This window comes from Allocoleopsis franciscana PCC 7113 (assembly GCF_000317515.1).
GTDB lineage: Bacteria > Cyanobacteriota > Cyanobacteriia > Cyanobacteriales > Coleofasciculaceae > Allocoleopsis > Allocoleopsis franciscana.
Genome location: NC_019738.1, coordinates 3,065,485 through 3,087,362, shown reverse-complemented (window position 1 = coordinate 3,087,362; position 21,878 = coordinate 3,065,485). Strand labels below are relative to the sequence as shown.

The window sequence follows — 21,878 nt, the reverse complement described above, 5'->3', positions numbered from 1 at the left end:
AGGTATGCAGATCGGAGGCGATCGCTACTCAATATTTACTCAACGTTATATTCTCTTTTTTATGCAACAAGACTGTTAAGTTTTATGAGGTCAATTTCGTCAGATGTTTTTCCAGTTCTCTAACCCGGGAGGTTGGGGTGTGTTTTCAAAGTATCGAATTTGTCATACTGAACAGTGATCGCGCAGAGTGAAGGCATCTCTGACTCAACGAAAAATCTGGAGTCTTCCCTCCACTTGGTTGCGCTCAGAATGACACCTACGAGGCAAGAAAACAGACCACTAGGGGGTGGTGCAAGATCTGAGTTCAACCGTCCAATGTCGATCAGAAGATTGATAAACGTTAACACCTTCCAGACCCACTGTTTCCATCATTTGATTCACTTCATCTAGCGTGAAAGCCGCGTGAAGAGAATCACGAAATAACTGCGTTTGATGAGTATTGCAATCAGCCGCAACTCGATTAACGATCGCCTCTAAAGTTTCCTGAGAATCCGGTCGAAGTAAATCCCGCAGAAGAATCGCTCCATTCGATTTGAGGACTCGCTTGAGTTCCAATAAAAAAGGTAATGGGTTTGGCAGATGATGGATCAGGCTATTGGAGACGACCATATCAAAGTGTTCATTGGGATAAGGTAGCTGCTTCGCGTCCACCCATTCCAATTGAATTTGTTGTTGCAAACCAGATTGCTCAACATTCTTTTGCCCAATATCCAGCATGGATTGTGCCAGATCAATCCCAATAATCTGCCACTGGGGACGCTTTTGGCTCATGAGAATGGGAATTCGGGCAGTGCCAGTCCCGGCATCAAGAATCAGCCCCTCTTGTGGCCCCAGTTCAACAGCCAGTTCGGCAAAAGCTGTATTAACCTCCAAGAAATCCATGGCATCATACTCAATTGCTTCTTGTACACTATCCATGACTTCCGGTTCAGTAACTCGTTCCATTACTCATCTCCTCCAATTGATATTTGGAATTTCTCTTCTCTAAAGAACTTCCCAAAAAAATTTTAAAGTAAAATTACTACTTCTTTAGGGAGAGCGGAGAATTCTTCCTCACGAAAGAGGGAATAGATCACTCCGTCCTTAGAGCAAAAAAAGTCACTCCACAGATAGAGTTAAATTTAGTAGAACCAACATAATCTCGAAACAGTACCTTCCAAGTCGCAACGATATAGAATTTGGATGGCTGAGGTTGATACTTGGAAAAAAGCATTAGCTTTTGTTGTGAAGTGAATAGGTAGAAAAAGTAAATCAAGTTGCCTGATTAGCCGTCTCAATGATTGTTGTGCAGAGGTTCCAATATAACTTACCTTGCATCACCTAGATAGATGCAAAGCGTTAATTTCTTGACGAAATTAACCTGTAAGGATTTTAGTTGAGTACGAAGAGAATCATGCCGAATCAAGTTTACTCGTTCCTCTACGAGAACAAAAGAACAGGGGCTTACCTGGGAGCGATCGCTCTTGGACTATCCACTTTATTGCTTCCCAGTTGCACTAATCTTACCCGTAACGAGGAGATCCAGCAGGAAAAAACTAACGTTACGGCTAATGAAGTTTCACAACTGTCAGGCGATGCTGCAAATTCCCTGGGAAAAATGGTAACAGTGAGAAGCACAGTCACAAAAGCAGTGGGAAAGAGCGGCTTTGTGATGACGCCACCGGATGGGAAACCCATTTTAGTGATTAATGCTAGTGGCGCTACCTTTACATTGCCTGGTGCAAATGTACCCGTTCAAGCAACAGGTCAAGTTGAGCAGTTGAGAGTTGCCGACATCGACAAGAAATATAATCTGGGTTTAGAACCGAATCTCTATGTAGATTACGAAAATCAACCTGCTATTGTTGCCCAATCTCTAGCGCTTGCTCCTACTCCCGAAAACCTCTATAAAGCTCCCGCAGGCTACTTTAATAAGGAAATTGCCATCAAGGGTAAGGTCAGAAAATTACCAAACACGACCAATGGGTTCGCTGTATTTGAAGATGGTTGGGTTGATGATATCGGAATAATGGTTGTTGGCGTTGATCGCAATCTTCAAGGCGGTCCAATTCAAGAAGGTGAATATGTCGTAGTGACTGGCGTAGCGCGTCAGCCTGATGCCCAAGTGTTACAAACAGCTAATCTAGGCTGGGATGCCAATAAAACCAAAGAGTTTTTGGCTAGATACACCAATCGACCTGTCATTGTAGCCGACCGCGTTTATCCGTCTGCCGTAGAGACCAAGTAGCTACTTCATGACAACCCAAATTTTTCAAATTCAGTAAAGAGAAAAGGTTAACCATCCCTTAAGTTGTTGAACTAAATCAAAGGAAAAAAATCATGCGAAACGAAAACGAAAAGTTTGTTAATGTACACGGTTACGACAAACGTGCTGTAGGTGTTTTCAAACAGCACGAAGACCTTGAAGCAACACTTCGTGACCTCAAGAAGTCGGCTTTTGATATGGAGAGAGTCTCCTTAATAACGCGGCATATCGAGGATATCGAGGGCGCGAAGGAAGTCACAGAGAAACACGGAAACGAAGCCAAGGAAGGAGCGGCGGCAGGCGCAACGGCTGGTACTATCTTGGGTGGTGTTGGCGGTTTCTTAGTCGGTGTCGGTGTATTAGCTATTCCTGGTGTTGGTCCACTATTGGCAGCAGGAGTAGGAATCCCTGCTTTTGCCTCTACTCTGGCAGGGGCTGGAATTGGTGCGGCAGCCGGCGGTATCATTGGCGGCTTGGTTGGTCTGGGCATTCCTGAAGAAAGAGCCAAGGTGTACAATGAGCGCGTCAAAGGTGGCGAACATTTATTGATGGTCAATGGAACGGAAGATGACCTTCATCGCGCCCGAGATATCATGCGTAGGCATAATGTTGATGAATTCGGAATCTATGATGCTCCCGATCTTATAAAAGCGAAGCCTGCTCGAACAGAGGTCAAAGCTGAATCGGCTCCAAGGAGCGAACGGGTGGTAACGAGAGAAGTGCTGACTGACACTCGCGACATAGATCGGGATGGCGAGCCAGAGGTCTTTATCGTTGAGGAGCGAAAAGAAGTTCGATAAGGTAGGCAGCTATTTCAGCCATTGTCTTCCTAGAGCCTCGGTTCAGTAGAAATATGGGTCAAGTAAGCACGGATAAGTTCTTTCGTGCTTATTTGTATTTGGCGTAAATTGTGGGAGAAGGAGAACCGGAAATAGCATCAAACATCAATTTTTCTTCTCGCGCTCTTTGTACTCTTTAAGAAGTTGTGCAACTCGTTTTTGAATTTCGACGTGTCGCGATACTCCCTCGTAGGTATAGCGATTGTAGCCATTGCGCTGAATCAACGTTTCGATATTGCGAGTTCTTTCCCTCGTATCAGGGTGAGTGGAAAGCCATGCAAACAAAGGGCGATCGCGTTCTTCCTTCTCCAGTGTTCCCATCAGGTTATGCAATCCATCAGCAGCATAGCCACTCGCTGCTAGAATGCGTGTGCCGAGGGCATCCGCCTGACGTTCCATATCCCGGCTATAGTCGAGGACGATGAGATTCGCCGCCGTGCCGCCTAAAGGGATATATTGCGTAATGTTGGCTATCAGGTTGCCTTGAGTCACCAACTGAAAACCATGAGACAACACGGCATGAGCTAACTCGTGGGCTAATAATCCCGCTAATTCCGCCTCAGAGCGGGTTTTCAAGATAGTACCCGCGTTAACAAATACCTTACCTCCCGGCAAGGCAAAAGCATTGAGCCGATCATCCATCACTACATGAAACTCGTATTCAAAATCCTTCCTTCCTGCTACTAAGGTGAGTTTATTCCCTACCTCACGCACGTAGTTGAGAACTTCTTCGTCTTCCATTAGGGGCAGTTGCCGTTTAGCTTGGTTAGCAACCGATTCTCCCACCGCTGATTCTCCACGTAGCAACATGACTGTCGAGTCAATCGCGGAAATGGGGCCAAACAAATTGCCCGTGAACACAAGGCCCAGTGCACCTGTGATGGCATTGGCGATCGCATTTCCGCGTAACTCCCGACGCATATAATTGCGATATCGCTCTAGATTTTCATCCGCCAACTGAGAAAACTCGTTACTTTGGGGATGATCTGGATACAGTAAGGCAAATTGTCTCGCCGTCAGGGATGCCTCCAGCCACTTCTTCTGTTCACCCATAGCGGTAATTGTCGCTTTGAGTAACTCCGGTTCTTTGGGATACAGAGAACTGGCTCGCTCTAAGACTTGTAACGCTTTTTCTGACTGCTCATACTCTTTCAGGGCTTGGGCGTAGCGCAAATGCCCAGGAATAAATTGCGGAAACCGCTCAACTAAAGACTCCAGGGGCACAAAAATCTTGGTTTTCAGCTTTTGTTCTAACCCCTCTCCAGACATGCGCCAGTACACCGCACCAGCAGCGGGTAACTGGGCAGCGTCGTAAATCGGCTCAGGTTGCGCTGTTTCCTCGGCTAGTTCGCCTGTGGGAAAAGGTTCTTTAGCGGCACGATACAATTTCTGGGCGGCACTCACCTGCCCATTCATAAACAATTGATCGGCTTGGATGAGCTTTTCCTGGCGTGCGAGTTCTTCCGGACTGAGTTCTGGTGCTTGGGCATCGGCAGATTCTTCAGTACTGGATTTGTCTTCGGAACTCTCCGTTTGGGTAGATGCTGGCGTTTCCTCGGCGGTTGGTGCGACAGGTGTGGAGTTAGGAGTGGTGTTGGGAATGACAGGGGTTTCTGGACTCTCGCCTGAACTCTCCACTGCTGTTCCTGCGGGGCGAGTTTCCGGTGTGGTTTCCAGCACAGGAACCACAAGGGTGGGCGGAGGCTGGGCAGGAGACAGCTTTTCGGCTACAACAATACCTGTGGATGCGATTGCTACTGGTTCCTCAATTGTCTTGCTCAGAGACTGCGCTAAAACAACGACGGTTGAGTTTGGTAATAACAGACCGATTGAGATGAGCAAGGTGTTCCAGAGAGTTTTCATCAGAAAATGGTGGGGATATTCAGATAGGCAGAGGGTTTAGACGCTTAACAACGGGGTATACCCGTCGGATTTGGTATCAATACCTATTACTAATTAGCTATTACCAACTAGCTTTTTTATCTATGACTACCTCAAAGGGGACAGCACATTTTTCTATTTTCTTCGGAAATGTCACCAATGACATAAGTATGGAGGGGGACGTAATTATTTTTTTTTTTGATTTCATTAAGATAGGACGAACAGTTGAAGAGGACGCTTTTCATGTTGAATAGAAATGCTACAGCGAATGTTACCTCTATTTTGATGGCTGCTTTAATCTTCGGCTTAGCAGCAGGATTACCGCTTGGCTACTTTGGCCGTCAGTTGTATGGAGCCTCGCCTAATCCAAATTTAGCGACGTTACAAAGAGAATAAAAAACAAGAATACAACAATAGTGGATACACTTGTAGCTCATTCAACTTGGGTTTCATTATATAAAAATAGGTGAAAAAAGATGAAAAAATCAGATACCTTTTTAAATCTAGTCTTTTGGGTGATTGCCGGAGCCACTTTTGCTACAGGAGCTGTCGTTTTTAGTCCGAGAGCCGATAGAGAGCCAGAAAGAGCAGCCGTTGTTCAGCCGGTAGCTCCCATCGCTTTAGACGGAAGTTCCTCCTCAATGGGGACTTCCAATTAGCTCAAAGCCTTGCTCTCAGATGGATAGAGCCATTTTAAATGTTCTGATTGTAGTCATGTAAATTCTGCCCACTTTGGCGGTTCGCCAGCTCAGACAAGGGCTTAAGGCTACCGGAAGTTCCCCCACGTGGGGGAACTTCCGTTTATAAACCAATTCTAACTTTCACTGGAAAGTCAACAAAATCTTTTATACAGTTTCAACGCTATCTTTGAGAAGATCTAAAGTCTGGAGACTTTAGCTGAATGGTGTATGCAATTCTATTACATTTCAGCTCAATTTCCTCTGGAGAAAGAGTTACATGTCAGCGCCCACGACTGACTTGGTAAAAATCGGCTAAGGTAGGCAAGTGCATCTCACCAATGGAAAATTTCACTTCACACTTTACCCCCACTCTTAGCTGAGTCATTAAACCTTGACAGAAATTGCCTTAGTCTATCTGGCAATGTCCCAATTTTCTCAAGTTTTCATATCCATCCTGCCTCATGGAGTATTCTTAACTTACAACACTCCAACGGGAGGTCCTTTAAAATTTGCCAACCTTCAGCCAGCCAGGAAACAACATCTCTTGTTTCTCCGGAAACTGGCGAGAAGAGCTAGGAGGGTTGAGGTGGAATCCATTGAGATTAAGTTTCTTTCCTACAACAGTTGGCGGGTAGGCGGTTTTAACCGCTCCCACGTGTTCCTCTCTGGTCTGTCATAGACGGAGTTTCCCACGATGAAGGATTTCTTATGAGCAACAATTTTGTCACACTGACCGGATATCGCATTCTTGACAAAATCTATTCCGGCTCTAGAACCCAGGTTTATCGAGGGGTGCGATCTCATGACCAAAAACCGGTCGTGCTGAAATTGCTGTTAAGTGAATATCCTACGTTCAAGGAATTGGTACAGTTTCGCAATCAGTACACTATTGCTAAAAACCTTGATTTATCTGGGATTGTAAAACCCTTAGCTCTGGAAAACTACCGCAATGGTTATGCCTTAGTCATGGAAGACTATGGCTGCGTTTCCCTCAAGCAGAAGATGGGAAATACAGAGGGTATGGGAAGGAATGCTGATTCTCTCAAAGAATTTCTCAACATTGCGATTCAGATTGTCCAAACCTTAGAAGGATTAATCCACCATCGAATTATCCATAAAGATATAAAGCCAGATAACATTTTAATTCATCCAGATAATAACCAAATAAAACTGATTGATTTTAGTATTGCCTCTTTACTGCCTAGAGAAAGTCAAGAAATTCAAAACCCCAATGTTCTAGAAGGAACCCTTGCTTATATGTCTCCGGAACAAACCGGAAGGATGAATCGAGGAATCGACTACCGCACGGATTTTTACTCATTGGGTGTTACCTTCTACGAACTGCTAACCGGACAACTGCCTTTTCAAGCGAGCGACCCCATTGAGTTAGTTCACTGCCATATTGCCAAAATTCCAACTCCGCCCATCGAACTAATTTCCTCTATACCTCAGGAGGTGAATGATATCGTGATGAAGTTGATGGCAAAAACGGCGGAAGAACGCTATCAGAGTGCGTTTGGATTGCGAGCGGACTTGGAAACCTGTTTGCAAAGATATTCAGAAAATTGCAGTATTCAAACTTTTCGATTAGGCGAAAAGGATATCTGCGATCGCTTTGCGATTCCCGAAAAACTTTACGGTCGAGAAGCCGAAGTTGCCACGCTGTTAGCCGCCTTTGATCGGGTCAGTGGCAAGGGAGAAATGTCTAACGAAATTTTCGGATTAATCTCTCCTTTGTCTTCCCAATTTAACATCCAAAACCCTACCACCGAACAAAGTTTGAAGGTGCAAAAATCCCAAATCGAACTGATGTTAGTGGCAGGCTTTTCGGGTATTGGGAAAACGGCTGTCGTGAATGAAGTCCAAAAACCTATTGTGCGCCAACGAGGCTACTTCATCAAAGGAAAATTTGACCAATTCAAGCGGGATATTCCCTTTTCAGCTTGGGTGCAAGCCTTGCAAAATTTGATGCGGCAACTGCTAACCGAAAGTACTACTGAGGTGGATACATGGAAAGCTAAAATCTTGGATGCCTTGGGTGAAAATGGTCAGGTCATTGTTGAGGTAATTCCAGAATTAGAACTGTTAATTGGCAAGCAACCAAAAGTGCCAGAATTAGAGGGGAGTGCGGCTCGAAAACGCTTCAATCTTTTATTTAGAAAGTTTATTCGAGTGTTCGCCACCCAAAAACATCCTCTAGTGATTTTCCTGGATGATTTGCAGTGGGCTGACTCGGCTTCTTTGAAACTGATGCAATTGCTAATGAGCGAGGCAGATACTGGCTATTTGTTACTGATTGGAGCGTATCGAGATAACGAAGTCTCTGCTGCACATCCCCTGATGTTGACATTAGATGAAATTCGCGAAGCGGATGCGACAGTCAATCAAATTACTTTAGCGCCTTTAGACCAACCTTCTCTCAATCGATTGATTGCTGATACCCTTTCGTGTTCCTTAGAACGAGCCGCTCCTTTGGCAGAATTGGTTCTTACCAAAACCAAAGGAAATCCTTTTTTTACTAATCAATTCTTAAAGTCCCTGCATGAAGATGGACTCATCACATTTAATCCCCCAACCTCCCTTAGTAAGGGGGGAGAAAATAGCTTAGTTCTTGAGGGAAGTACAGGAGGGTGGCAATGCGATATTGCCCAAGTAAGAACTCTTGTCTTGACAGATGATGTAGTCGAATTTATGGCACTTCAGTTGCAAAAACTGCCCATTAATACCCAAAGGGTCTTGCAACTAGCCGCCTGTATTGGCAACCAATTTGATTTAGCAACCCTGGCAACTGTACATGAAAAATCTCAAACTGAAACGGCAGCTGACTTGTGGAGGGCATTGCAAGAAGGGCTGATTATTCCAATTACTGAAGTCTACAAATTTTTTCAAGATACCGAATCAATTAAAGTTGCCCAGTCTCAAGAGTTATTTGTTTCTTATCGATTTTTGCATGACCGAGTGCAGCAAGCGGCTTATTTTTTGATTCCTGAACAAGACAAGCCATCAACTCACCTTAAAATTGGGCGATTGTTGTTCAGTAAGGGCAAACACGGAGGTAGCGCCCCTACTGTAGAGAATTGGGAAGAGAAGTATTTTGATATTGTCAACCAGTTGAATAGAGGGGTAGGGTTAATTGATGAGCGCACAGAACGTGATCAACTTGCTCAGTTAAATCTAACTGCTGGACATAAAGCAAAAGCTTCCACCGCGTATGCAGCGGCTATTCGGTATTTAAACGTAGGCATGGAATTATTAGAGGCTCAAGGGTGGCAACGTCAGTATGAACTAACCTTAGCCTTGCATAATGAAGCAGCGGAGGCGGCATACCTGAGTGGTGATTTTGAGGAGATGGAAAGACTTGCGGAGATAGTGCGAAACTCTGCTACGACGCTGGTGGATAAGGTGAAAACTTATGAAGTTAATATCCAAGCCAATATCGCGCAAAACAAGATTTTGGAAGCCGTCAATATCGCCCTACAAGTTCTCAAATTATTGGGGGTGGAATTTCCTCAGAAGCCAAGCCAGTTAGATATTCAGTGCGGACTAGAAGAAATCACATCAAATTTGGCATCCCAACAAATTTCTGACTTAATTGACTTGCCAAAAATGACTGATCCAACCACGTTTGCAGCCATGCGTCTCCTCTCCAGTATATTTTCTGCCTCCTTTATTGCCGTCCCCGAATTAATGCCTTTGATTGTATTTAAACAAGTCATCTTATCAGCTCAATATGGCAATACCTCTTTATCGGCTTTTGCCTATGTTAATTACGGACTCATTCTCTGTGGAATAGTAGGAGATATTGAGACAGGCTATCAATTTGGTCAACTGGCTTTAAGGCTTTTAGATAAACTTCAAGCTAAAGAACTCAAGACTAAGATATTGACCGTCTTTCATGCAACGGTAGGGATTTGGAAAGAGCATGTTAGGGAATCCTTGCCGGCGTTTCGAGCCGCTTACTCGAATGGGCTGGAAACTGGAGATTTAGAATTTGCTAGCAATTGTGCTTATCTATACTCCTTTCATTCATCTTTTGCTGGCAAGCAGCTAGCGAGCCTTGAACCAGAGATGGCAGCTTACAGTGAGGTATTAGCTCAACTCAAGCAAGAAACTTATCTCAATTACAATAAAATCTATCGACAGGCCGTTCTCAACTTAATAAAAAAGGCTGAAGATCCATGTCGTTTAATGGGTGAATCCTATAATGAAGAGACAATGTTGCCGATTCACCAACAAGCGAATGATCGCTATGCAATTTGTAACCTGTCCGTCAATAAACTCAGACTATGCTGTCTGTTTGATAATTCCCGCTTAGCCATTGAAACGGCCATACTTGCAGAGCAGTATTTAGATGGTGCAACCGCGACTTTACTGATTCCTTTATTTTATTTTTATGATTCTTTAACTCGATTGGCTGTGTTTCCTGATTCTCCTCAAACTGAACAACAGAGTCTTTTGGAGAAGGTAACCACAAATCAGGAAAAAATGCAGAAATGGGCTGACCATGCTCCAATGAATTATTTGCATAAATTTTATTTAGTAGAAGCAGAACGGCATCGGGTTTTGGGTCAATGGATTGAGGCCATGGATTGTTACGATAAGGCCATTCAAGGAGCCAACGAAAATGAATATATCCAAGAAGAAGCTTTAGCTTACGAATTGGCGGCTAAATTTTACCTCGCCTGGGGCAAAAATATTATTGCTCAAACTTACCTGACGAATGCTTACTATGCCTATGCTCGTTGGGGAGCAAAAGCTAAAGTTGAGGATTTAGAACAGCGTTATCCTCAATTACTGGCTTCCCTTCTTAACCAGAAAATAAACTGTCAGGTAGACGATACCATTACTCAGCTAACCACGGGAACCATTACATCTACCAGTAGAGGAGGTTCAGACGTTCTGGACTTGGCAACTGTCATGAAAGCTTCTCAAACTCTATCTGGGGAAATTCAGATCGAACAGTTGCTCTCAACCTTGATGCAAGTGGTGATGGAAAATGCAGGAGCCGAAAAAGGAACACTGATTTTACTAGAAGGAGATTCATTAGCGATCGCGGCTCAAACCGTGATTGGTCAAGTTTGTAATCTACAATCGATTCCCGTTTTTGGTTCTCAGGACATTCCCGTTTCCCTAATTAATTATGTCTGGCGCACGCAAGAAATTCTGGTGATTCATGATGCTACTGTCCCTCAACATTTTGCGGCTGACCCTTATATTATTCAGCAAAAACCTAAATCCGTATTGTGTAGTCCGATTAAAAATCAAGGTAAATTAATTGGTATTCTTTACCTGGAAAATAATCTCACTCCGGGAGCCTTTACGCCCAAGCGATTGGAAGTCTTAAACCTTTTATCCTCTCAAGCCGCCATTTCAATTAAAAATGCCAAACTCTATGCAGAAGTAGTCGAACGAGAAAAAGAATTAGGAGAAAGTGAAAAAAGGCTCGCTCAATTTTTAGAAGCCATGCCAGTAGGCGTAGCTGTTCACGATGCCACAGGAAAACTCTATTACACTAATCAGACAGGGCAACAATTATTGGGCAAATGTGTTGTTAAAGAAGCTACCGCCGAGCAATTAACAAACATTTATCAAGTTTATCGTGCGGGAACTGACCAACTCTATCCTACCGATCGCCTGCCGATTGTGCGTGCCTTAAAAGGTGAACGGGTAACCCTTGATGATCTGGAGATTCGTCGAGGCGAAACGGTTATTCCTTTAGAGGTAGAAACAACTCCTGTTTTTGATGAACAAGGCAATATTATTTACGCGATCGCCACCATGCAAGATATTAGCGATCGCAAGCAAGCAGAAGCCGATCGCCTGCGTCTGGCTCAAGAACGAGAAGCCAAGAATGTCGCCTTACAGATGAATCAAGAAATTGAGGCAAAAAATCAAGAATTAGCTGCTGCTTTAGAACAATTAAAAACCACCCAGCAACAATTAATCGAGTCAGAAAAAATGGCGGCGCTTGGACAATTAGTGGCTGGCATTGCCCATGAAATTAATACGCCTTTAGGAGCTATTCGCTCTTCCGCAGGAAATATTTATAAGTTCTTAGGTCAAACCCTAGAACAATTACCTACCCTATTTCAATCCCTCACCCCAGAGGAAGGGCAAGATTTCTTAACCTTACTCCAACGCTCACTTCAACAAGAATCAACGTTCTCAACCAAAGAAGAGCGACAATTCAAAAGAGCTTTAAGACGACAACTCGAAGAGGCAGCCATTGAAAACGCCGATGTAATTGCTGATCGCCTCGTTATTATGGGGATTTCTCAAGACATTGAGCCGTTTTTACCCCTGTTAAGAAAACCTGATAGTTCGCAAATCTTAGCCCTCGCTTATAAACTGTCAGAATTAAAACGAGGCACAATGACCATTAATACAGCCACAGAACGGGCTTCCAAAGTTGTGTTTGCTCTAAAAACCTATGCTCGTTATGATCAGACGGGTGAAATGACTCCAGCCAATCTGACTGAAGGGATTGAAACTGTCCTAACCCTCTATCATAATCAGTTAAAGAAGGGGGTTGAGGTGGTACGTAATTATGGCAACTTACCGACGATGTTATGTTATCCTGATGAACTCAATCAGGTTTGGACAAACCTGATTCATAATGCCTTACAAGCCATGGATTATCAAGGCATTTTAACCCTTAGTGTCATGGTGGATGAGCAGCAAGCTAAAATTAGTATTGGCGATACCGGAAAAGGAATACCCGAAGAAATTCAAGCGAAAATATTTGAACCTTTTTTTACAACAAAACCCGCAGGAGAGGGTAGTGGTTTGGGACTTGATATCGTCAAGAAAATTATTGAAAAGCATGACGGTAAAATTATGGTAGAAAGCGAACCGGGCTGCACGACCTTCAAGGTGTTTCTACCGATTCATCCAATCCAGGAGGCAGCGAATGGCTAAACCCGTAATTCTGTGCGTTGATGATGAGAGAGTGGTTTTGCAGAGCCTGAGGGCACAACTTCAAGAAGCTTTTGGGGATTCTTACCTCTATGAAGTTGCGGAAGATGCTGATGAAGCGCTGGATGTAATTAATGAACTCAATGAAGATGAACTCAGCATTATTTTGATTGTTTCCGATTGGTTAATGCCCGGTATGAATGGTGATGAATTTCTCATTCGTGTTCATCAGAGATTTCCCAAAATTATTACCATCATGCTAACGGGTCAAGCTGATGAAGTATCCATTAAACGGGCACAAGAGGAGGCTAATCTCCATAGCTGCTTGTTTAAACCTTGGTCAGAAGAAGAATTAGTAGAAACGATCAAATCTGGCTTAGCCCAACTATGACGACTAAACAGGTAATTATCTGTGTCGATGATGAGACAACGGTACTCAGAAGCCTCAGAACAGAGCTTCAAGAGGCGATCGGCGATGATTACCTAATTGAAATTGCAGAAGGTGGAGAGGAGGCATTAGAGTTAATTGCAGAATTAGTAGCGGATGGTTATGAATTCCCTGTCATTATTTCTGACCATCTAATGCCCAAAATGAAAGGGGATGAGCTATTAAAGCGTGTCCACCTTATCTTACCTAAAACTCTCAAAATCATGCTGACCGGTCAAGCAGATTTGGAAGCGATTGGAAATGCCATCAAAGATGCAAAATTATATCGCTATATTGCCAAACCCTGGCAGACAGATGACCTTTGTTTAACTGTAAAAGAAGCGGTTAACAGCTATTCTCAGGATAAAAAACTAGCACAACAGAACGCCCAGCTCCAGGAAATGAATCAATCGCTGGCTCACATGAATATCCAACTTCAAGAAATGAATCAGACGTTGGCAAAATTTAACCGTGAGCAGTCTATGCTGATTGACCAACTTCACCAAAAAGAGAGTCGTTTGTTGAAAGCCGAACAAAAGTATCGTCAAATATTTGAAAATGCCCTGGAAGGTATCTTTCAAATTACTCCTGATGGACGTTTCTTGAGTGCAAATCAGGCCACGGCGCAATTATATGGTTACGAATCTCCTGAAGAGTTGATGACAACCATTACCGACATCAACCATCAACTTTATGTCGATCCGCACCATCGAGTTGAGTTTCTCACCTTAATGCAGCAGTATGGAGCAGTATCTGAGTTTGAGTCTCAGGTTTATCGCAAAGATGGGAGCATCATTTGGATTAATGAAAATGCTCGTGCTGTCTTCGATTTTAATAGTTCATTACTCTATTATCAGGGATTTGTGGAAGATATTACGGAACGAAAGAAAGCCGAAGTCGATCGGCTTCAGTTTACCAAAGAACTCTTTCAACTTAACCAAGCATTCTCCCGCTTTGTCCCCCGTCAATTTCTGCAATGTTTAAACAAACAAAGTATTGCTGATGTGCAATTAGGCGACCAAGTCCATCAGGAAATGTCGGTGCTGTTTGCAGATATTCGCGACTTCACCACCCTCGCTGAAACCATGACTCCCCAAAATATTTTTAAATTAATTAATGCCTATCTTTCTCGCATGGAACCCGCCATCATCGAGAATCAGGGGTTTATTGATAAATATATGGGGGATGGAATTATGGCACTGTTTAGCGGCGATGCGGATGACGCCCTCAAAGCCGGAATTTCCATGTTGCATCGCCTCACGGAATATAACCAACACCGCGCTCAATCAAATTATACGCCACTGCGGATTGGGATTGGCATCAATACGGGCCCTTTAATGCTCGGTACAGTTGGGGGAGAACACCGCATGGATAGTACGGTGATTAGTGATTCAGTTAACTTAGCTTCCCGCCTGGAAAGTTTGACGAAAGAATATGGCGTATCACTGTTAATTACGCATCATACTTTTGCGCGTTTAAATCACCCAGGCGAGTATAGTATTCGCTTTATTGAGCAAGTTAAAGTTAAGGGAAAATCAAAAGCCGTTGCTGTTTTTGAAGCTTTTGATGGAGACGAACCGACAATAAGACAGGGGAAATTAGCGACGCTTAAAGTTTTTGAAAGCGGTTTATGGCTCTACTATAAGCGGTCTTTCAGTGAAGCCGCCAAAATGTTTGAAGCCGTATTGACCATGAATCCATACGATACCGTCGCTCAAATTTATCTCCAACGTTGCCAGTTTCAGAAGACTAAGGTTTTACCGCTTTCTCCATCAATACCGAATCAAGAACAGCGCTTTTAATCAATCATATAGCTAATCTATATTTGATGAAAAAATTATCGGTAATCTCGAATCACTCGCTCACCCAAGCCCAGTGGTTCTTATTCTTTTTTATAGCCGCCCTCGTGCTTTGGGGAATTTCTCTAGGAAACGTACCTTTACGAGATTGGGATGAGGGAACTCGTGCTTTAGTTGCTAGAGAAATTTACCGCACTGGTAACTGGCTTTATCCCACGCTTCAGGGAAAATCCTACCTCCTGAAACCGCCTTTGATGGATTGGGCGATCGCATTAAGCTACAGTATGGGGGGCGTTCATGAATTCACCACACGCCTACCCGGTGCTTTCTTTTCAGCGTGCGGCGTACCTCTACTTTATGGGGTAGGGCAAGAACTTTTTCGTCAACGTTTACCAGCCGTTTTGGCTGCCAGTGTTTACTTAACCCTCTTGCCTGTTGTGCGTCACGGACGTTTGGCAATGCTCGATGGTACAGCCGTTTCTTTCTTCTTATTGCTGCTATTTTGCCTGCTCAAATCCCGTCAAGATCGACGTTGGGCTGTCGGGGTGGGATTGGGTGTAGGACTGATTGGTTTAACCAAAGGCTTATTAGTGGTACCTCTTGGCGCGATCGCAGGAGCATTTCTCCTGGTAGATCGGCAGTTTAATCTATTAACAAGTCCCTATCTTTGGCTTGGATTATTATTAGGAAATGCGCCAGCATTCGCCTGGTATATAGCCCAATGGCAACATTACGGAACCAGCTTTTTACAAGTGCATTTTCAGTCTCAAGGTTTAGAACGCCTGTCTCAAACTGTTGAAAATCATGGGGGCGCACCTTGGTATTACTTCCTAGAGTTACTCAAATATACTTGGCCTTGGATGATATTTTGGCCTGGGGGTTTGTATCTGGCTTGGCAAAAACGCCGGAGCAGTTGGGGCTGTTTGGTTCTCATCGGCACGATTGGTTATTTGCTCATAATTTCTGTAATGAATACCAAGCTTCCCTGGTATATCATGCCGGTGTATCCCTTTTTTGCTCTTGCTGTTGCCGCTCAACTCGCTGAGTTTTGGCAAAATCATCAGCGCTATCCTCGATTTTTAATCGTAATGTTTGGATTTTTGGCAGTTGCAGGCTTGGCAGGATGCGTTTACTTTATCTTGGCAGACCCTCAGCCTGTCTTAATCCTTATGGGTGGTGTTGTAGCCCTGACAATGGGAGTAGTGGCTTGGTTCATTCAACAGAATAATCCAAGATTTATGCTCATGTTATTCCTGGGAATGTATTTAATTTTGGGGCTGTTAATGACATCTAAATCCTGGGTTTGGGAATTAAACGAAGCTTTTCCCGTTAAACCAGTGGCAGCTTTAATTCGAGAGAAAACTAATCCTACTCAAGTGGTTTATACGTCGTTTGGGTATGGGCGTCCCAGTTTAAATTTTTATAGCGATCGCCAAGTCATTCCCGCTGATACCGCTACTTTGCAACGAGTATGGTCAAAGCAACCTTACCTTTTATTAGATAGCGCCACATTAGCCGCGTTATCCTTACCCGATAGTGTTTCTTTGGGTACGGCAGAAGGCTTTACTTTAGTGACACCAAAACCTAATTTTGTTGCCCCTCTTTAAAGTTAGTCTCATTTTCAATTAATTCAAAAAATTGCGAAATCTGCTGAGTCGAGCGAATGTGATAAACACTTTTGATGCTTTGAGCCTGCTCGATATATTCACGATATTTTGGGGTCAAATGTTTGTGACATAACCAAAGCACGCGGTAGCTAGTAAGCGAACTTTTCAAGATTGGACTCTTTTGCGGCCAGCCTTCTGGCGGAGAAAAGCCTCCTGTGATGAGTCGTTTAGTTACCCACCAGAAATGCACATATAGCGGTAGATCGACAAAAACCAGACTATCCGCCTCGTTCAGTCGTAGCCAGAGGGTTTCCATGCAACCAAAGCCGTCAATAATCCATCGGTCAGTCCCTAAAATTTGCTGATGGGCACGCTTATAGTCTTCATGAGGAACCTCACGACCTCCTGATTGATATTGAATCTTGTCCAAGACGTGAAGTGGCAAACCAGTGATTTGGGATAATCTCTTGCTTAGAGTTGATTTACCGCCTCCAGTATTGCCAAAGACCGCTACTTTTTTCATCGCCACTCTGCTTTTAAGAAATCAAAGATTGTTTATCTTCTTGCTTTAACCTGAGTGTAATCTTCCATATCATCCCTACTGTAATTCATAAACATGCAATCTGCTCTAATACCGTTGTCAGTTGCATACTCAACACAAGAAGGGCACGATCTGAACGCGCCCCTACTTATACTTCTTTCTTCCTTTTTAATACTTCCGCTCTTTCGGTTCAAACCTCGTAATCGCCACAGGGAGATAGTTTAAATCAATGCCAGCAGGAGAATAAAAGGCCATTGTATGTTTAAGGAAATTGGTATCATCTCGCTCGGTATAATCTTCGCGGCAGTGAGCACCTCGACTTTCTTTCCGGTTCAGGGCAGAGGTGAGGATAATTTCTCCCACCACCATTAAACTCCGGAGTTCCAAGGCTTCAATGAGTTCCGTATTCCAAGTAGTGCCTTTATCATCCAAGTAAATTTGTTCGTATTGCTGTTGCAGTTGTTTGAGCTGATTTAATCCTTCTTGCATTAACTCTTCTGTACGGAAAACCCCACAATGTTGCGTCATGCAGTCTTGGAAGTTTTGGCGCAACGCCCCAATCCGAATGGTTCCCGATTGGTTCATCAGGGTATTAATTTGTTCTTGGGTGGAACGGATGTAAGATTGTTCATTAATATCGGGTAATTTTCGGTCTTGAATGTAACGTGCGATCGCCGCCCCAGTTCGCCTGCCATAAACGATACATTCCAACAGCGAATTACTCCCCAATCGGTTCGCCCCATGCACAGAAACACAGGCGGCTTCTCCCGCCGCAAAGAAGCCCTCAATCAGTCCATCGGGGCCGCTACGCACCTGTCCATCTGTGTTCACCGGTATCCCCCCCATGGAATAGTGAACCGTAGGGCGCACGGGGATGGGTTCATGGACAGCATCAATCCCTAACAGGCGATGAGCTTCTTCCCAACAAAAGGGAATTCGGCTCATAATCTTCTCACGCCCCATGTGGCGCAGGTCAAGATAGATAAAGGGGCCACCTGCACTGCCATCGGGGTGAATCCCACGTCCTGCCCGAATTTCCCGAACAATCGCCCTGGAGGTAATATCACGGGGAGCGAGTTCCATGCGACTGGGGGCGTAGGTTGCCATAAAGCGATCGCCATTGGCATTAATTAAATAGGCACCTTCACCGCGTACCGCTTCCGACAGCAAGACACCCACCGGATACATCCCCGTGGGGTGAAACTGTACAAACTCCATATCCTCTAACGGCACACCCGCAAAGGCAGACATGGCAAGACCGTCCCCCGTCGAGGCATAATCATTGGACGTGGTATTATAAACACGCCCATAGCCGCCCGTGGCAAACATCACTACCTTCGCCCGTACCACTTGAACCTTACTGTCCCGAATCCGGAACATCACCACTCCTTTAGCCTGACCCTGCTCCACAATGAGCTGCATCACGTACCACTCATCGTAGAGGCGCACCCCGTTACGTTTCAGGTTGTTGACCAGTTCGTGGAGAATGGCGTGACCGGTTTTATCCGCCGCATAGCAGGTACGTCGGTTGGAATGTCCACCAAATGCCCGTTGAGCAATCCGACCATCGGGCAAGCGGGAAAACAGTACCCCCATGTGTTCTAAGTCAATCACCACATCGGCAGCCTCGCGGGTGAGGATTTCCACCGCGTCTTGGTCGGCTAGATAATCAGAACCCTTAACGGTATCAAAGGCATGGGCTTCCCAGGTATCTTCCACATCCACATTTTTTAGGGTGGCAGCCATTCCTCCTTGTGCAGCGACGGAGTGAGAACGAATGGGGTGAGTTTTGGCAACGAGAGCGACATCCAAATTGGGGTCAGTCCGTTTAATTTCCAAAGCGGCGCGACACCCAGCTAATCCGCCCCCCACAATAATGACATCGTGTTCTAGCATCTGTATTTTTCGTCAACGTTATTTAGCAAAATTTCTTGACTTACATCTTGCACCTTTGTCAGTAAGCCTCCACACCTGCCAAGAAATTAATTTCTTGGCTTATAGATCAAGTCCATTGAAATGGACTGAAACTCCTAATCAGTCGTATGAAGACAAATACGAGCTGTGAGTCAGGGATTTAAACTCTTGGCGGGTTATTGTAACTGGTGCAAGACTCTCCATGAACTGTTGCTCACAGCAAACAATGAAAGTCATTCTTCTTCACTTTTACCTTTTGCCTTTTACCTTCTGCCTTCTGCCTTGGAGCCTTCTGCCTTTCAAGACAGATGTCAGTTGAGCCATTAAAGCTTGTACACCAAAAAACTCCCCACCCAAAGGCGGGGAAATTTTGCTTGTTTATCGGTTACTACTGAGCTAATGATAATAACGATTCTTTAACTCGTTGCTTCTAGCGGTTTCTGGTTCGGTGTGTTACCACGAACGGTCTCAGTGGTTTGGCCTTCCGACATCGGCAGAAACTCAATATGGTTGAGCAGAGTCGTCACGAAGGCAAAGAGCAAGAAGGGTAAAGACAATACCAAGATTAACCCAACAGTGGCTAAGGCGTATATTTGGCGTTCAGCGCTCCACAGTGCCAGTGCTGAAGCAAGGCTGAGAAAAATCACAATTAACCAAATGATGATTTGTCCATAGATATCGCCAAAGCTCAAGGTGCAGATCATGCGATACTTACCGAATTTATCCATGTGATCCCTCGAAATATTTCTTTAAAATTTAAGGATAAGCGCCTCACTCACAATTGGCTCATTTCTCAATATATTTTTAAAGATACTCTGGAAATTCATGGCTCCCTGACTTTACAAATCTTGACTTATCCAGAATTAAGTCCTTGGCATTAATTACAAGGGAACAACAGCCTATCTTTGGTTGAATTCACGCTACCAGATGCTTAAGCCTCAAAAAAGTAGACTAGGTTTGTTAAGGGTTGTGCGATTACGCATAGCGTAGCACCAAGGGCGATCGAACTTAAGACAATGGGAGGAAAGATTACGGATGAATAAGACAGCTTTGTTAACCCTCAATCTTTCTCCTCACAAAACTCCGCAATCATCTGTGCCTTGAGCGCTTCTAACGGATAGGTTTTGAAGTAGGTTGAGAACATTAAACATTTTCCTTACCCTTGAAGCCGATCATCCAGCCCTGCTAATCATCTCTGCCACAATCTTGCCTGAACTCATAACCCCTGGTAATCCCGCTCCTGGGTGGGTTCCGGCTCCTACACAATAAAGATTTGGAATGTCCTCGCTAATGTTATGAGGACGGAACCAGGCAGACTGGAACAAAGTAGGCTCCACTGAAAATGCAGTGCCTTTGTAGCTATTTAACTCATCCCGGAAATGTACTGGATCGATATGGTGTTCGGTAACAATATGACTTGACAAATCTGGTAAATAGTGCTGCTCTAGATACTGCATGATCGCATCTCGGTAGGGCTTCGCCATCTCTTTCCAATCTGTTGCAGCATCCAGGTTTGGAACTGGAGCCAGCACATACCAGCAGTCACAACCCGGTGGCGCAAGGGTGGGGTCAGTTGCAGTAGGGCGATGAAGATACAGCGAAAAGTCTGATGCTAGGTGCTTGCGATCGAACAAATCCACCATCCACTCCCGGTAGCGTGGCCCCATCAAAATTTCATGGTGCGCCATGTCGTTGTAGCGCCGATTCGTGCCAAAGTAAACGACGAACAGTGACATCGAATATCGCAGATTTTGCAGGTAGCGATCACTATATTTGCGGCGAAACTGGGCTGGAACCAAATTGAGATAGGTCAGGGCAACATCGGCATTACTCACAACAGCATCTGCCTGGAGCAATTCGCCATCCTTGAGTGCAACCCCAGTTGCTCGTTTCGTCTTACCCTCAATCAAAATCTCTGCAACTTCTGTATTGAGCCGTAATTCTCCACCCAACTCTTGAAACAATTGCACCAAACCTTGCACTAATGCGCCCGTGCCGCCCATTGCAAACCAGACGCCGAACGCCTGCTCCAGTTTATGAATCATGGCGTAGACTGACGTACTCTGAAAGGGATTGCCGCCAATCAGGAGGGGATGGAAGCTAAACACCTGCCGTAATCGCTCATCCTGAATGTACTGATTTACAAATCCTGCTACTGATTTGAAGGATTGCAATTGCAGCATATCGGGAGCGACTTTGAGCATATCGGTGAAGTGGCTAAACGGCTTGGTCATCAGGGGTAATCCCTTTTGAAACACCTGTTCAGATGCCCGGTAAAACCGATGGTAGCCTTCCACATCAGCCGGGTTGAATTGCCGAATTTGTTCGAGCAGGTAATTGCGATCGCCGTTATAGTGAAATACCGAGCCATCTTCAAACCGCACGTTGTAGAACGGGTCAAGCGGCACCAGCGTCAGGTAATCCTCAGTTTTGCGGTTACTCAATTCAAACAGTTCATGAATCAGGTAGGGAGCGGTAATAATGGTGGGGCCAGCATCGAAGGTGAAGCCATCCTGCTGATAGACATAAGCACGACCACCGGGTTTATCCCGTTTTTCTGCGATCGTCACTTGATGCCCCTGTGCCTGTAGTCGGATGGCAGCCGATAGCCCACCAAAGCCACTGCCAATTACAACAATCTTCATGAACTGCTCTCAAAGCCTCTCAGATTTATTAAATCAGAAGGAGCTTGACTGATGTCTTGCGCCAAGCCCTCAGAATGGAATTCTGGGGCTATACAAACCAAGTCCGCCGCCGGAGCTTTAGTGAGGACGGACTAACGGAATATCAAGGGTTTTATAACCTGCGGAGGCAGGTTAGCCTCCGGCAAGCCGCTTCGCGTCTACGTTTGTATAGCTGCGGTTTCAACCGCCAGGTGCAAGCGCTAACATTACCAAATATGAAAACTGCGATCGCTAGCTCGTCAGCTATTTCTGGAGCGCCTGTTGAAAGGTCTTGATGGCATCAACGTGATTCACCATATTGATGCAACGTAACTTCTTTTATAGTAAGAAGCCTGGTATTAGAGAG

The 21,878-nt window shown here is 44.7% G+C and carries 15 protein-coding genes; 9 read left to right on the top strand and 6 right to left on the bottom strand.

The window, feature by feature from the left end; all coding sequences use genetic code 11:
* Nucleotides 1–279: 279 nt before the first annotated feature.
* The gene (locus MIC7113_RS12975; protein WP_015182617.1) at nt 280–945 is read right to left on the bottom strand and encodes a class I SAM-dependent methyltransferase; all 666 of its coding nucleotides are present in this window, start codon (nt 943–945) and stop codon (nt 280–282) included.
* Between the two features lie 448 nt (nt 946–1,393).
* Between MIC7113_RS12975 and MIC7113_RS12970 the strand changes: the two genes are divergently transcribed.
* Both MIC7113_RS12970 and MIC7113_RS12965 read left to right on the top strand, forming a co-directional pair.
* Nucleotides 1,394–2,227, top strand: coding sequence for a hypothetical protein (locus MIC7113_RS12970; RefSeq protein ID WP_015182616.1), 834 nt, complete (start codon nt 1,394–1,396; stop codon nt 2,225–2,227).
* Nucleotides 2,228–2,442: 215 nt separating this feature from the next.
* Nucleotides 2,443–3,045, top strand: coding sequence for a histidine kinase (locus MIC7113_RS12965; RefSeq protein ID WP_226883640.1), 603 nt, complete (start codon nt 2,443–2,445; stop codon nt 3,043–3,045).
* Between the two features lie 144 nt (nt 3,046–3,189).
* Here MIC7113_RS12965 and MIC7113_RS12960 read toward each other — a convergent pair whose 3' ends face one another.
* Nucleotides 3,190–4,947, bottom strand: a complete 1,758-nt coding sequence (locus MIC7113_RS12960) for a M48 family metallopeptidase (protein ID WP_015182614.1) — start codon at nt 4,945–4,947, stop codon at nt 3,190–3,192.
* A gap of 261 nt (nt 4,948–5,208) precedes the next feature.
* On the opposite strand from MIC7113_RS12960, the gene MIC7113_RS36300 reads away from it, so the two are divergent.
* The 6 genes from MIC7113_RS36300 (at nt 5,209) to MIC7113_RS12935 (ending at nt 16,393) form a co-directional block, all read left to right on the top strand.
* A complete protein-coding gene (locus MIC7113_RS36300; RefSeq protein WP_015182613.1) occupies nt 5,209–5,361 on the top strand; it encodes a hypothetical protein in 153 nt (50 codons plus the stop codon).
* 80 nt (nt 5,362–5,441) lie between these two features.
* Complete coding sequence (locus MIC7113_RS12955) at nt 5,442–5,624, top strand: hypothetical protein (RefSeq protein WP_015182612.1); 183 nt, start codon at nt 5,442–5,444, stop codon at nt 5,622–5,624.
* Between the two features lie 729 nt (nt 5,625–6,353).
* The gene (locus tag MIC7113_RS37595) at nt 6,354–12,563 is read left to right on the top strand and encodes a trifunctional serine/threonine-protein kinase/ATP-binding protein/sensor histidine kinase (protein WP_015182611.1); all 6,210 of its coding nucleotides are present in this window, start codon (nt 6,354–6,356) and stop codon (nt 12,561–12,563) included.
* A complete protein-coding gene (locus tag MIC7113_RS12945) occupies nt 12,556–12,951 on the top strand; it encodes a response regulator (RefSeq protein WP_015182610.1) in 396 nt (131 codons plus the stop codon). Before MIC7113_RS37595 ends, MIC7113_RS12945 begins: the two co-directional genes overlap by 8 nt.
* A complete protein-coding gene (locus tag MIC7113_RS12940) occupies nt 12,948–14,789 on the top strand; it encodes a PAS domain S-box protein (protein WP_015182609.1) in 1,842 nt (613 codons plus the stop codon). The genes MIC7113_RS12945 and MIC7113_RS12940 overlap by 4 nt, the downstream gene beginning before the upstream one ends.
* 26 nt (nt 14,790–14,815) lie before the next feature.
* A complete protein-coding gene (locus MIC7113_RS12935; RefSeq protein WP_015182608.1) occupies nt 14,816–16,393 on the top strand; it encodes an ArnT family glycosyltransferase in 1,578 nt (525 codons plus the stop codon).
* Here the strand turns inward: MIC7113_RS12935 and MIC7113_RS12930 are convergent.
* The 4 genes from MIC7113_RS12930 to MIC7113_RS12915 all read right to left on the bottom strand — a co-directional run bounded on the left by MIC7113_RS12930 (nt 16,371) and on the right by MIC7113_RS12915 (nt 21,493).
* Nucleotides 16,371–16,916: an adenylate kinase-like kinase gene (locus MIC7113_RS12930; RefSeq protein ID WP_015182607.1), complete on the bottom strand. Its 546-nt coding sequence runs from the start codon at nt 16,914–16,916 to the stop codon at nt 16,371–16,373. The two genes, MIC7113_RS12935 and MIC7113_RS12930, sit on opposite strands and share 23 nt — an antisense overlap.
* 186 nt (nt 16,917–17,102) lie before the next feature.
* Nucleotides 17,103–18,830, bottom strand: a complete 1,728-nt coding sequence (locus tag MIC7113_RS12925; RefSeq protein WP_015182606.1) for a succinate dehydrogenase/fumarate reductase flavoprotein subunit — start codon at nt 18,828–18,830, stop codon at nt 17,103–17,105.
* A 434-nt stretch (nt 18,831–19,264) separates the two neighbouring features.
* Nucleotides 19,265–19,576, bottom strand: a complete 312-nt coding sequence (locus MIC7113_RS12920; protein ID WP_015182605.1) for a hypothetical protein — start codon at nt 19,574–19,576, stop codon at nt 19,265–19,267.
* Between the two features lie 444 nt (nt 19,577–20,020).
* On the bottom strand, nt 20,021–21,493 hold the full coding sequence (locus MIC7113_RS12915; protein ID WP_015182604.1) for a phytoene desaturase: 1,473 nt from the start codon (nt 21,491–21,493) through the stop codon (nt 20,021–20,023).
* A gap of 44 nt (nt 21,494–21,537) precedes the next feature.
* Between MIC7113_RS12915 and MIC7113_RS36295 the strand changes: the two genes are divergently transcribed.
* Nucleotides 21,538–21,807, top strand: a complete 270-nt coding sequence (locus tag MIC7113_RS36295) for a hypothetical protein (protein WP_155897990.1) — start codon at nt 21,538–21,540, stop codon at nt 21,805–21,807.
* Nucleotides 21,808–21,878 lie beyond the last annotated feature (71 nt).